Below are 12,302 nucleotides of genomic sequence, written 5' to 3'. Positions count from 1 at the left end.
AAGGGCAGCCGAGCGTGGGCTCGGCTCTACAGATCAGCCGGCACCCCTGCGCCACGCAGCGGGGGTCTGGCCACATTCGCGGCGCAGCGCACGGGTCAGTGCGCTCTGTTCGGAATAGCCTGCGGCCAGTGCGATATCGCTGATCGGCGCGGCGGTGGTGCGCAGCTGATGCTTGGCCCAACGCAAGCGGCACGCACTTAGCCAGGCCTGCGGGCTCAGCCCGAACTCGCGCTGGAACAATGTGTGCAACCGGCTCTCGCTGACACCGACAACTCCGGCCATCCGGGCAACCGGCCAGGCCCGGCCGGGATCGGCCTGCACCGCCGCGCACAGGCCCTGCATGCGCGCGCCACTGCCCGCCGGTGCAAATACCTGCAGCAACTGCGGCAGCAACGCCGGCATCGGCTGCCCTGCCTGCACGGCGGCCAGGCGCTGCCGCAACGCCAGCGGCAGATGCAGCCAGCGCTGGCGGCACAGATGCTCCTGCGTGCCGTCATCCAGCACGCCTGGAGGACAATCAACGATCACGAAACCATTGGGGCCGTCCGCCATCTGGTCATGTGCTTCGCCGGCGGCGACAAATGCCCCCTGCAGCAGGTCCAGCCGGCCGCCGCGCCCTTCCATCTCGAACTGCAGTTCCCCCTGCAGCGGCAGCACCCACTGCGCGTAGTCATGGCGGTCCAGGCCGGTGGCCTGCCCGTAGTGCCGCAGATGGAAGATGGCGCCCATCCGGGCAGTGTGCGCGTGTAACAACGGCCGTGCAAACCGCTGCTATAGTCGATCCGTCATCCAACGCAGGGAGTGCAGGTCATGACCCATCAGCAGCTGTCCCTGGTGCTTGCCACCAGCCTCGGCCTGGCGCTCACCGCCTCGGCCTCCGCGCAGGAACGTACGCCACCGGCCCCGCACTGCATGGACGCGGTCGGCGTCCAGGAAGTGGAGCAGGCTTCATCGCGTTCAATCGCTCTGCGAGCCGCCTCGGGCCAGGCCTATCGGATCGACTTCAGCGAAGAGTGCCCCGGCGTCCGCGGTGCCACCACGCTGAAACTTGAAGCACCCGCCGGCTGGGCCTGCGGTCGCCCCAGCGAGCGTGTGGTGGTCGATGGCCGCAGCTGCGCGATCAGCGCGGTGACCCCCGTGCAGGATCGCGACTACGCCAGCGTGGCCCGCGACAGCGACCGCCTGCGCATGGCCACCCTGCCCGCTCTGACCATCCGCGAGCGCAGGGACATCCGCCGCAGTTTCGGTGGTTCGCCGTCGTACTGCTTTGCCACGCGCAACGTGCGCGCGTGGTCGTCCGACCCGCAGGGCATGCTGGTGGAGACCAATCCGCATCGCAATGGGGGGCACCGCTACTATCGCGTGGAGCTTGGCAGCCACTGCCGCCAGCTCGACCGTGCGCCACAGCTGAGCTTCCACTCCGGCATGCAGAACGGCCTGATCTGTGGCAATCCGGGCGATCGCATCCTCACCGCCGGATTCGAGAATGGTGACCTGCGCAACGACGCGCTGGCGCCGCTGCCGCAGTACACCCGCGGCGGCTGCACGATCCAGGCGGTCTATCCGGCTTCCAGCCAGGCGTCGAACTAACCGTCGACGCCGAGGAACGCGAACGGTGCGCTGGGCACGAAGTGGCCCAGCGCGTCGCCGGAAAAGGTATTGCGCTGGTCCGGACCGAGATCGAGCTTGAGCACCTTGCCGCCGAAATCCACCTTGTTGAGGTCGACCCAGAACGTGTTCGGGGTCAATGCCGATTCGAAGAAGTACAAGCGCCGCTTGTGATCGGCCACGGTACGCCAGCGCGTGGAGGAGATGTTCGGCTCGCCCGGCGTGGTAATGCCGTAGGGCACCGACGTATTGCGGATCACGCTGAACACGCTGGCCAGCGCCACCACCGGGTCTTCGGACTTGGGAATGGCGTTGATGTAGAACGAGGCGCGCGCGAAACGGTCGGCTGAGCGGTTGGTACCCGGCAGCATCACCGTGCCGCCGATCTGCTGCCAGTAGCTGTTGAGTGCCAGCTGCTGCTCGAAGATCGGTGAATTGGTCATCACCTGGTAGCGCCGGTCATGGTGGATCACCTGGCGACCGCCGATGTATTCGACGATGGCACTGTCGCCACTGGCATCTGACAGCGACAGGTGCAGCGTGGCCTGGCGGTCTTCGCCCGGCACCTTGTCGGTGACGATCGAGTACGGCTCGCGCTGCAGCGCCGCGACCGCTTCGTCTACGGTGGCGAAGTTGTCCAGCACATACTGCGCCCATAGTGAGATGGCCAGGCCCGGCTTGTTGCCGCGCTGCTTCGGATACTCCGATTCGACCAGCCACAGCAGGTTGGCCACCAGGCCCTTCTCGTTCATGCCATCGGTGGTCGATACGTCATAACCGGTGGCCACCACCGAGCCGTAGCGCGCCGTCCAGGCCAGCGACTTCGGCCCGGCCTGGCCAGTGCGCGCGATGCCGCGCGGCAGCACGTAGAGGTTGGTCGCCACATCGACCTTCCAGTCCATCGAGCGCGCGGTGATCACATCACCGTTGTCGCCCAGGTAGACCGCGCGCGTGCAGGCCAGCGCGGGTGCCACTGCGGCGGCCAGCGCGACCGCCAGCAGTGCCCTTTCCTTCCACTTCATCCGTGCCATGTCGTTGCGCTCCTTTCCCCGTGATCCGTGGATATGACCCGATTCAGGGTGACACAGCGGTGAAGCCCCGGCGAACCAGGCGATCGTGCAGCCAGAAACCTGCAAGCATGGCCGGCACGAACCAAAGCGCTTCGCGCGATCCCACCGCCAGCCCGGCGATGGCAGGGCCCGGGCAATAGCCTGCCCAACCCCAACCCATTCCGAACAATGCCGCGCCCAGCACCAGGCGTACATCGACACCGCGCGCAGCGGGCAGTTGGAAGCGCGTTGCGCATGACGGCCGCGGGCGCCGCAGCACCCAGCGCTGGCCGACCGCGCTAACCAGCAGTGCCGAGGCCAGCACCCAGGCCAAGGTGGGATCGAAATCGCCGGCGATGTCGAGGAAACCGAGGATGCGGCGCGGATCGGTCATGCCGGCCAGCGCCAGGCCCGCGCCGAACAGCGCCCCTGCCGCGCCGGCGGCCACCATCATGCGGCTCATGCGAAGCCCCCGCCATGACGGATCAGGAATGTAGTCAGCATTGCGCAGGCCATGAATACCAGCACCGCCAGCAGCGACCGCATTGAGCCGCGGGCCATGCCGCACACTCCATGACCACTGGTGCAGCCGTTGCCCAACCGCGTACCGAATCCGACCAGCAGGCCGGCGCCAACCAGCTGCCACGCCGGCAAGGCGTCACGCAACAGGTCGCGGGGCGCTTGATCTGGCACGGCCTGCCAGCACAGCACACCCCCTGCAGCGGCAAGCAGGCCGAGCAGGAATGCCCAGCGCCAGCCTCGATCGCCGGGCGTTGCGCGCACGCTGCCAGCGGCGATGCCGCTGATGCCGGCTACCCGGCCCGTGGTTGCCAGCAAGACCACCGCCGCCGCACCGATCAACGCGCCCCCCGCGACGGCGGCCCACGGCACGGTCATGACCTGCCTCCAGTTGTCGCGTTCATTCGCTTGCCTTTTGAATTAGCTTTTTCTAAATTAGCGTCTTCTAAAGCAAAAGGTCAACCATGGCCCGAATCGAGCTCGACAGTGCCGCGATGGCCGAGCATGCCGCCCAGGCCGCGGCGCTGCTCAAAAGCCTGGCCCATCCTGCACGGCTGCGCGTGCTGTGCCGGCTGGTCGAAGGCGAGGCGCCAGTACCGGAACTGCAGGCACTGACCGGGCTCAGCGCATCAGCGCTGTCCCAGCATCTGGCGGTGCTGCGCGGACTTGGCATCGTCTCGACCCGGCGCGAAGCGCAGTCGATCCACTACCGGGTAGTGGAAGGGCCGGCGCTGGGCGTATTGCAGGCGTTGCACGCGGCGTACTGCGGAAGTGCAGCGCGCTGAACCTTCCACGCAGGTTCAACCTGCGTGCAGCACCGGTTGCACGACCTGATCGAGCAGATCCACCGGGGTCGGCGCCGACAGGTCACCATGCAACGCGCGGGTGAAACCTGACCAGTCGCTGGAAGACAGTTGCCGCAGCAGCGCCTCCTCCACCGGCAACGCGCGCATCGACCAGTACGGAAACTGGCGCTGGCCAAGGCGGCCACGCGCCAGTTCGATGATGTCGATATGGCTACCGGCCTGCAGGATCCGTTCGTACACCGAATCGATACCATCCGGCGGCCCTTCGATGTACTGCAGGAATCGCCCGCCGTCATGCAGCAGCACACCGGTCACGCCCGCCATCTTGTTGAAACGGGCTGCATCATCGACCAGCGCCCGCAGCCGTTCAGCGGAAAGATCCGGCAGCGCCTGGCTGACGTAGGCGATGGCACGCAGTGGCATGGCGCTTCCTTGACAAGATGTACACCCACGGTAGCAGCTGCGGACGAGTCCGTCTCGGTGCCCGCAGGTGTTCCCTGAAGAATTCAGGTAGCGGCCGCCGGCAGCCCCTCTGTGCGCCTCGGCAACCGGGCTTCGAACACCACCTGACCGGCTTCATTGCGCGCTGCGATGTGCCCGCCGTGCGCGCGCACGAACTGATCGACGATATACAGGCCCAACCCCAGGCCATTGCTGGGATGGAAGCTGGCCTTGAACGGCTCGAACAGGCGCGGCAGCAGCGCGTCGTCGATCCGTCCCGCGTTGCTCACCCGCAGCAGCACGCTGCGCGGATCACGGCCGTCCACCTCCACCCTCGCCTCACTGCCATGGGTGAGCGCATTGCCGATCAGGTTGGCGGCAACCTGACCCAGCCGATCCAGATCACCCTGCAGGCGGGTATCGCCCAGCATATCCAGATGCACCCGTGCGTGGCCGTGGGCGCTGCCCGCTTCGGCCACCACCGCACGCGTGACCTCGGCAAGATCACAGGCGCTGGCCTGCAGGCGCAGCCCGCCGCTGCGGATCCGCGAAAAGTCCAGCAGCTGCTCGACCATGCGCGCCATGCGCAGCGTGCTGGCTTCCAGGTGCTTCAGGGTCTGCTGCGCGCCGTCATTGCCCGCAGGAAGCTCCAGCGCCAGCTTGTCGGCACACAGCAGGATCGCCGACAGCGGCGTGCGCAGATCATGGGTGAGCACCGCCGCCATCGTCTCGTTGAGCTTGAGCGAGCGCTCCAGCGCCTCGTTGCGCGCCTTCAGCAGCTGCCGCTGCTGGTACAGCTCGATGAAGACATTGACCTTGCTCAGGATCACCTGCGGCGCCACCGGCTTGTGCAGGAAGTCGACCGCGCCGGTTTCGTAGCCCTTGAACGCGCGCAGCGGGTCGTCCGGCGAGGCGGTCAGGAAGATGATCGGCACATCCCGGCTGCGGTGTGATCCGCGCATCAGCTCGGCCAGGGTGAAGCCATCGATCTCCGGCATGTGCACGTCCAGCAGGGCCAGCGCCACCTCATGCTCGAGCAGCAGTTCCAGCGCCTGCGCGCCCGAGCCCGCCAGCAGCAGGTTCACGCCTTCGCGCTGCAGCAGCGCCTGCATGGCCACCAGGTTCTGCGGCACGTCATCGACGATCAGCAGGTTGACCGGGGTCTGCGACTGCGCAGGGTCCGGTGGCAGCAGGTTCATGCAAACAGCTCCTTCAGGCGACGGCACATCAGTTCGAGGGGCAGCACGGCATCGGCGCCGGCGTGCTGCAGGGCGGAGGCCGGCATCATCGATGCCTCGGCCTCCTCGGGACATTGCAGCCAGGCGCGGCCACCGGCGGCGCGCACTGCGGCCACCCCTTCACTACCATCGCTGCTGGCACCGGTCAGCAGCAGGGCCAGCACCTGCGCGCCGAACACGGCCGCAGCCGACTCGAACAATGGATCGATGGCCGGGCGCGAAAACAGCACCGGCGCGTCCACCGACAACGCCAGCGAACCGGCGTCTTCCACCAGCAGGTGATAGTCCGGTGGCGCAAAGGTCACCGTGCCTGGCTGCAGCGGCTGCTTGTCTTCGGCCTCGCGCACCGGCAGCGCGCAGTACGGCGCCAGCACTTCGGCGATGCGGCTGCTGCGGTCGCGCGGAAGGTGCAGCACGGCCAGCACCGGCGCCGGTAGAGCCGCGGGCAGCGCGCCGAGCACCGCCTGCAGCGCCGCAACCCCACCCGCAGAGGCCCCGATCACCAGCACCGCCGGTCGTGTCGGCAGTGCCATCAGGCAACCTTCCGGTACAGGCGATGCTCCCGCGAGCAGGTCTCGAACGCGCCGTGGTGGCGCCCGAACTGCAGCGACTCCTTGCTGCCCAGGCCAAGGAAGCCGCGATGCACCAGCGCTTCACGGAACAGGCCCACCGCGCGGTCCTGCAGATCGCGGTTGAAATAGATCAGCACATTGCGGCACGACACCAGATGCACCTCGGAGAACACGGTGTCGGTGGCCAGGCTGTGGTCGGCGAACACCACGTTGCGGCGCAGCTGGCGATCGAACACCGCGCCATCGTAGGCCGTGGCGTAGTAGTCGGACAGCGAGGCGGTGCCACCGGCCGCCAGGTAGTTCCGGCTGAACTGGGCCATCCGGTCGATGCCATAGGCGCCGGCCTCGGCGGTGGCCAGGGCTGCCGGATTGATGTCGGTGGCGTAGACGATGCTGCGCTCCAGCAGGCCTTCCTCGTGCAACAGGATCGCCAGCGACCACACTTCCTCGCCGGTACTGCAACCGGCCACCCACAGCTTCACCGACGGGTAGGTGCGCAGCACCGGCACCACCTGCTCGCGCAGCTCGCGGAAATAGGCCGGGTCACGGAACATCTCCGAGACCTGCACGGTGAAGAACTGCATCGCTTGCGCGAACAGGTCCGGCTCGTGCAGCAGGCGGTGCTGCAGGTCGGCCAGCCGCTCGCACTCATAGCGCTGCATGGCCTGGCGGATCCGCCGGCGCAGCGACGACACCGCATAACTGCGGAAATCGTAGTGGTAGCGCTGGTAAAGCGCTTCCAGCAGCACCTTCAGCTCCAGGTCGAACAGGGCCTGCTCGTTCATTGCCGCGAGCACCAGACCCGGCACAGCGAGACCAGCTTGTCGACGTCGATGGGTTTGGCGATGTAGTCGTTGGCGCCGGCCTGCAGGCAGCGCTCACGGTCGTCCGGCATGGCCTTGGCGGTCAGCGCGATGATCGGCAGGTCCTGCAGGTGGCGCTGCGCGCGGATTTCGCGCATCGCAGCAAGGCCATCCTTCTCCGGCATCATGATGTCCATCAGCACCAGGTCGACCTCGCGCTCGGCCAGCCGATCCACCGCTTCCTGGCCATTGCGCGCGATCTCCAGCGTGACGCCGAGGGGTTCGAGCACGCTGGACAGTGCGAAGATGTTGCGCACGTCGTCCTCGGCCAGCAGCACCGTCCGACCGTCGAGCACGGTGTCGCGACGGCGGGCCTCGCGCAGCAGGCGCTGCTGGTCGCTGGGCAGGCTGGCCTCCACGCTGTGCAGGAACAGGGTCACCTCGTCCAGCAGGCGCTCGGGCGAACGTGCGCCCTTGATGATGATGCTCTTGGAATAGCGGCGCAGGCGCTGCTCTTCCTCGCGACTGAGTGCGCGGCCGGTATAGACGATCACCGGCGGGAAACCGACATCGTCGTTGCCGGCCATGTGCTCGAGCAGGTCGTAGCCGCTCCCGTCGGGCAGCGACAGGTCCATCACCATGCAGTCGAACGTGACCGTACTGAGCTGTTCCAGTGCGCCGGCCAAGGTGCCTACGGCGACGATCTGCAGCTGGTCGCGGCCCAGCAACAGTTCCAGGTTGTGGCGCAGCTCGTTGTCGTCTTCCACGATCAGCAGCCGCCGCATGTCGCGCTGGCTGGTCTGTTCCAGCTGTTCGATCGCCGTCACCAGCCGCTCGCGCGTGGTCGGCTTGATCGCGAAACCGATCGCGCCCAGCTCGCGCGCCACCTGGCTGCGGTCCGTGGCCGAGACCACATGCACCGGGATGTGGCGGGTGTCCGGGTTGCGCTTCAGGCGTTCCAGCACGCTCAGGCCCGACACGTCCGGCAGGCCGATATCGAGCAGGATGCCGTTCGGGCGCAGTTCACTGGCCAGGGCCAGCGCCTCTTCCGCCGTGCCCGCTACCACGCAGTCGAAGTCCAGTTCATGGGCCAGCGCCACCAGTGCTTCGGCGAACGTGGCATCGTCCTCGACCGCCAGGATCAGGCGCCCGGCGCGCTGGCGGCGACCGCGGTCGTCGGCTACGCCGGCCATCGCAGTAACCGGCGCTGCCGCGGTCGCAGCGCGTACGGGCGCGGCCGGCAGCACGGCCGGCGCCGTCGGCGGCGCTGCCACGGGGACATCGGCAGCGACGGCTGCGCTCGCCGCGGGCGCTCCCTGCAGCGGCAGCTCCAGGATGAAGCAGCTGCCGCGCCCGGGCTCACTGTCGACTTGGATGCCGCCGCCCATGCGCTCGGCCAGATCGCGCGAGATCGACAGGCCCAGGCCGGTACCGCCGTAGCGACGGCGGGTGCTGCCATCGGCCTGGCGGAACGCTTCGAAGATGACATCCAGCTGCTCGCGGGCAATGCCGATGCCGGTGTCACAGACCTCGAACCGGATGCGGCCGTTGCCGCCGGCACGCACGTGCAGGCTGACCTTGCCATGCTCGGTGAACTTCACCGCGTTGGCCAGCAGGTTCTTCAGGATCTGCTGCAGCCGCTGGCTGTCAACCACCATCTGGGTCGGTGCCAGGGCGTCGGCTTCGATCTGCAGGGCCAGGCCCTTCTGCCGCGCCATCGGCTCGAAGGTCTCGCGCAGGCGCTGCAGCGCGCTCTCGACCACCACCACTTCATCGGACAGTTCGACATGGCCGGCCTCGATGCGCGACAGGTCGAGGATGTCGTTGATCAGCGCCAGCAGGTCGTTGTTGGACGACAGGATCGCTCGCGCGTACTTCACCTGTTCCTCGGTCAGCGTGCCGTCCTTGTTGTCGGCCAGCAGCTTGGCCAGGATCAGCGAGCTGTTCAGCGGCGTGCGCAGCTCATGCGACATGTTGGCCAGGAACTCGGACTTGTAGCGCGAGGTCGCCGCCAGCTCGTTGCTGTTGCGCACCAGCTGGCTCTGCGCAACCAGCAGTGCCTGCTTCTGCGCCTCCAGCTCGTGGGTGCGCTCTTCCAGCTGCACGTTGCTCTGTTCCAGCTCAGCCTGCTGTTCTTCCAGGTGGCTCTGCGACTGCAACAGGCTGCGGCTCTGCTCTTCCAGTTCCTCGTTGGCCACGCGCAGCTCTTCCTGCTGGGCCTGCAGCTCCTCGCCCTGGCGCTGCGACTCTTCCAGCAGAACCACCAGCTGCGCACGCAGCAGCGACGCGCGCAGTGCCATGCCGATGGTGTCGGCGCAGCGCTCCAGCAGCTCGCGATCCAGGTCACGCTGTTCACCCGCCCGCGCGCGGCCCAGCTCGATGACACCGACCACCGTACCATCGCTGCTGATCGGCGCCAGGATGCGCTCGCGCACCGGCAGCCGGCCCAGGCTGGTCTGCAGTTCGAGCACGGCAGCATCTTCGCCGTGCAGGTGGCGGATGCGTTCGTCCCGGGCAACCTGCCCGGCCAGTCCTTCATGCAGGGCCAGGGAGGCCGGCGTCCCAGAGGGCAGCGCCACGCCACCGGTCAGCTGCAGCCGGCCGCCGTCCAGGCGATAGACCGCACCGACCTCTGCATCCAGCTGCCCGGCCAGGCTTGCTGCTGCCGCCTCGGCGATCTGCTCCGGCCCAAGGTCACCGCGCAGGCTCATCGCCACCGCGTTCTCGGCCTCCTGCAGCCAGAGCGCGCGCATCGCCTGGCGCCGGGCCTGGATCGCGCGCGAGACGATCAGTGCGATCATCAGGAAGGCGCAGCCACCGACGGTACGGTTGACTAGCGAGAACGACGAATTGTTGCTGGCTGGCGCAACGTTGAAGCCGATCACCAGCAGGACACAGGCGATCATCGCGACCACGAACGGCGCGCGTGCACTGCGCTGGAACACCGTCACGCCGACCGCGAGGAAGTAGGCCAGCCATACCGCGTAGCCGAGCGGGACGACCAGTTCCAACGCGATGGTCGCGGCCAGCAGCACGGCGGACGTCATCCAGATCCAGCGGTCACGCGTAGTCGCACCAGGACGCATGCAGGTCGGTTCCAGAAGGCAAAGGGTGGAAGATGGTACTCCGTGTCGCATTCAGCCGCACAGGACAAATGGCACGTGTCAGGTGTGCACGCATCCTTCACACTTGAGTGCCTAGCTTCACGTCCCTCACAGGGGTAACACTTATTTACACGTGGACGCAGCCGCTTCTACGACGTCCGTGCTGACGGACCCTTCCCGACAACTGCGACTGTTGATTGACAGCGTGCGCGACCATGCGCTGTACCTGCTTGATCCTGAAGGCATCGTTTGCAGCTGGAACCCGGGCGCTGAACGTATCAAAGGCTATTCAGCCGATGAAGTGGTGGGATCGCACTTCAGCCGCTTCTACCTGCCCGCCGACCGCGAGACCGGCGAACCGCAGCGCCTGCTTCGCGTCGCAGCGCAGCAGGGCCATGTCGCCAGTGAGGGCTGGCGCGTTCGCCGCGATGGCTCGTCGTTCCGCGCAAGCGTGGTCATCGAGCCGGTCGTCGAAGCCGGCGAACTGCTCGGCTTCGTCAAGATCACCCGTGACATCACCGAGCAGTGGCAGGCGCAGCGGCTGCTGCGCGATGCCCAGCGCGCGCTGCGCAATACCCAGCAGTTCGAGACGGTCGGCCGGCTCAGTCGCGGCCTCTCACATGAGTTCAACAACCTGCTGACCACCATCGGCAACGCCCTGGACCTGCTGTCGCTGCGTGTCAGCAGTGACGATGCACGCGCAGCCGAGCTGCTGGATGCCGCGCAGGCAGCCACTGACCGCGGCGCGCTGCTGACCCGCCAGCTGCTGGCCTTCAGTACCGGCCAGACCCTGATCCGGGAATCGGTGGACATCAATGCGCTGGTACGGCAGTGGCTGCCGGACCTGCAACGCGCCTGCCCGCCCACGGTGGTACTGGATGCCGATCTCACCCCGGGCCTGCCGCAGGTGAGCACCGATGCGATGCAGCTCCAGACCGCCTTGGCGAATCTGGTGGCCAATGCCGTGGAGGCCACCGCCGATGGCGGCCGCATCCTGATCGGCACCGCGTTGGAACATCGCCTCGATCCGGATGCGGACACCATGCTGCAACGCGGCTATGTCACCCTCAGCGTCTGCGACGAAGGCCACGGCATGGCCGCCGACATCGCCGAGCGGGCCAGCGAGCCCTTCTTCACCACCAAGGACATCGGCAAGGGCAGCGGCCTGGGCCTGAGCCAGGTGTTCGGATTCACTACCCAGAGCGGCGGCTTCGTCGACGTGTCCACCACGCCCGGTGTCGGCACCACGGTCAGCCTGCTGCTACCCGCAACCGAGGAATTTACCCATGACCGATGACCCGATCCGCGTACTGATGGTGGAGGACCAGAACGATCTGCGCGAGATGATCGGCATGGCCCTGCGCGATTTCGGCATCGAGGTGTCCACCACCGCCGACGGGCATGAAGCCGCTGCGTTGCTGAAGGGCGACGCACGCTTCGATGTGGTGTTCAGCGATGTCAGCATGCCCAACGGCATGTCCGGCATCGAACTCAGCGAGCACGTCGCGCGTGAGCAGCCGCATGCACGCATGATCCTGTCCTCCGGCTATGCGCGTTCGCAGCTGCCGCCGCTTCCGGAGCAGGTGGAGTTCCTGCCCAAGCCCTATCGCCTGCGCCAGCTGGTGCAGCTGCTGAAGCAGGAATGACCTTTCGCCGGGCCTGGCGAAGCCGATCTGCAGGTGCTGGGGCCCTACCGCCGCGACCGCGTGGTCGAACGCGTGCTTAGCGGGGCTACCGAAGATCTGCTGTGCGAAGTTCCCACACCGCTGTTGGTGTCCCACTAGCACCACCCTGCCCCGCGCGGCGGTAACCGGTCAATGGCTGCACGGTGTGCCGCCGGAAGTAGCTGCACAGGTACGACGCATCCTCGAAGCACAATCGCTCGGCGATGCGTCCGATCGGCAACTCGCTGTAGCTCAGCAGCGCCTTGATCTCCAGCACCACGTGGCGGTCGATCAACGCCTTGGGCGGTGCCGGAACGACAGCGGAACGCCCCGCCCCTCGGCCGGCGCGCTGACTTCCAGGCGCATGGATTCGTCCTGATCCAGAAGCTGGGCTATTCGGTCCATGGGCTGATCCGGCTGGATTCGCGGAGCCCAGCATACCCGGGGCCACGACGCGGTTGTCAGAAATACCGAAACCATCAAGGTTCCGCCCTGTGA

13 protein-coding genes and 1 pseudogene are annotated in these 12,302 nt (G+C 67.1%); 4 read left to right on the top strand and 10 right to left on the bottom strand.

What is annotated here, in order from left to right:
* Positions 1 to 33: 33 nt before the first annotated feature.
* Positions 34 to 729 carry a helix-turn-helix transcriptional regulator gene (locus tag ACSYHF_RS08965; protein ID WP_053499903.1) on the bottom strand — a complete coding sequence of 232 codons (696 nt, stop codon included), beginning with the start codon at positions 727 to 729 and terminating at the stop codon, positions 34 to 36.
* An 81-nt stretch (positions 730 to 810) separates the two neighbouring features.
* Between ACSYHF_RS08965 and ACSYHF_RS08960 the strand changes: the two genes are divergently transcribed.
* Entirely contained in the window at positions 811 to 1,590 is a 780-nt protein-coding gene (locus ACSYHF_RS08960) for a DUF6491 family protein (protein ID WP_005416318.1), read from the top strand.
* Here the strand turns inward: ACSYHF_RS08960 and ACSYHF_RS08955 are convergent.
* The 3 genes from ACSYHF_RS08955 to ACSYHF_RS08945 are packed head-to-tail and all read right to left on the bottom strand — an operon-like array spanning position 1,587 to position 3,554.
* Positions 1,587 to 2,639: a linear amide C-N hydrolase gene (locus ACSYHF_RS08955; protein ID WP_053499905.1), complete on the bottom strand. Its 1,053-nt coding sequence runs from the start codon at positions 2,637 to 2,639 to the stop codon at positions 1,587 to 1,589. The genes ACSYHF_RS08960 and ACSYHF_RS08955 overlap by 4 nt on opposite strands.
* Before the next feature lie 43 nt (positions 2,640 to 2,682).
* Complete coding sequence (locus tag ACSYHF_RS08950) at positions 2,683 to 3,120, bottom strand: DUF6691 family protein (RefSeq protein ID WP_005416316.1); 438 nt, start codon at positions 3,118 to 3,120, stop codon at positions 2,683 to 2,685.
* Positions 3,117 to 3,554, bottom strand: a complete 438-nt coding sequence (locus ACSYHF_RS08945; protein WP_005416315.1) for a YeeE/YedE family protein — start codon at positions 3,552 to 3,554, stop codon at positions 3,117 to 3,119. The genes ACSYHF_RS08950 and ACSYHF_RS08945 overlap by 4 nt, the downstream gene beginning before the upstream one ends.
* Before the next feature lie 86 nt (positions 3,555 to 3,640).
* Here ACSYHF_RS08945 and ACSYHF_RS08940 point away from each other — a divergent pair, with 86 nt between their 5' ends.
* Positions 3,641 to 3,961: an ArsR/SmtB family transcription factor gene (locus tag ACSYHF_RS08940; protein WP_005416314.1), complete on the top strand. Its 321-nt coding sequence runs from the start codon at positions 3,641 to 3,643 to the stop codon at positions 3,959 to 3,961.
* Between the two features lie 15 nt (positions 3,962 to 3,976).
* Here the strand turns inward: ACSYHF_RS08940 and ACSYHF_RS08935 are convergent, their stop codons facing one another.
* The 5 genes from ACSYHF_RS08935 to ACSYHF_RS08915 form a co-directional block, all read right to left on the bottom strand.
* Positions 3,977 to 4,405 carry a BLUF domain-containing protein gene (locus ACSYHF_RS08935; RefSeq protein ID WP_005416313.1) on the bottom strand — a complete coding sequence of 143 codons (429 nt, stop codon included), beginning with the start codon at positions 4,403 to 4,405 and terminating at the stop codon, positions 3,977 to 3,979.
* A gap of 83 nt (positions 4,406 to 4,488) precedes the next feature.
* Positions 4,489 to 5,622, bottom strand: coding sequence for a hybrid sensor histidine kinase/response regulator (locus tag ACSYHF_RS08930; protein WP_095377692.1), 1,134 nt, complete (start codon positions 5,620 to 5,622; stop codon positions 4,489 to 4,491).
* Positions 5,619 to 6,194 carry a chemotaxis protein CheB gene (locus ACSYHF_RS08925; protein ID WP_049413816.1) on the bottom strand — a complete coding sequence of 192 codons (576 nt, stop codon included), beginning with the start codon at positions 6,192 to 6,194 and terminating at the stop codon, positions 5,619 to 5,621. Before ACSYHF_RS08925 ends, ACSYHF_RS08930 begins: the two co-directional genes overlap by 4 nt.
* A complete protein-coding gene (locus ACSYHF_RS08920) occupies positions 6,194 to 7,018 on the bottom strand; it encodes a CheR family methyltransferase (RefSeq protein ID WP_005416310.1) in 825 nt (274 codons plus the stop codon). Before ACSYHF_RS08920 ends, ACSYHF_RS08925 begins: the two co-directional genes overlap by 1 nt.
* Positions 7,015 to 10,122 (bottom strand): response regulator, encoded by a 3,108-nt coding sequence (locus ACSYHF_RS08915; RefSeq protein WP_329888514.1) that lies wholly within the window; start codon positions 10,120 to 10,122, stop codon positions 7,015 to 7,017. The genes ACSYHF_RS08920 and ACSYHF_RS08915 overlap by 4 nt, the downstream gene beginning before the upstream one ends.
* A gap of 151 nt (positions 10,123 to 10,273) precedes the next feature.
* Between ACSYHF_RS08915 and ACSYHF_RS08910 the strand changes: the two genes are divergently transcribed.
* Together ACSYHF_RS08910 and ACSYHF_RS08905 are read left to right on the top strand one after the other, a co-directional pair.
* The gene (locus ACSYHF_RS08910; RefSeq protein ID WP_447576301.1) at positions 10,274 to 11,437 is read left to right on the top strand and encodes a two-component system sensor histidine kinase NtrB; all 1,164 of its coding nucleotides are present in this window, start codon (positions 10,274 to 10,276) and stop codon (positions 11,435 to 11,437) included.
* On the top strand, positions 11,427 to 11,786 hold the full coding sequence (locus ACSYHF_RS08905) for a response regulator (RefSeq protein WP_005416306.1): 360 nt from the start codon (positions 11,427 to 11,429) through the stop codon (positions 11,784 to 11,786). The genes ACSYHF_RS08910 and ACSYHF_RS08905 overlap by 11 nt, the downstream gene beginning before the upstream one ends.
* An 85-nt stretch (positions 11,787 to 11,871) precedes the next feature.
* Here the strand turns inward: ACSYHF_RS08905 and ACSYHF_RS08900 are convergent.
* A pseudogene (locus tag ACSYHF_RS08900) lies at positions 11,872 to 12,108 on the bottom strand (helix-turn-helix domain-containing protein); the annotation flags it as partial.
* Between the last annotated feature and the right edge of the window lie 194 nt (positions 12,109 to 12,302).

This window comes from Stenotrophomonas maltophilia group sp. P373 (assembly GCF_053295075.1).
Note: the sequence above shows the minus strand (reverse complement) of the source record. Positions and strands in the feature narration are given on the sequence as shown.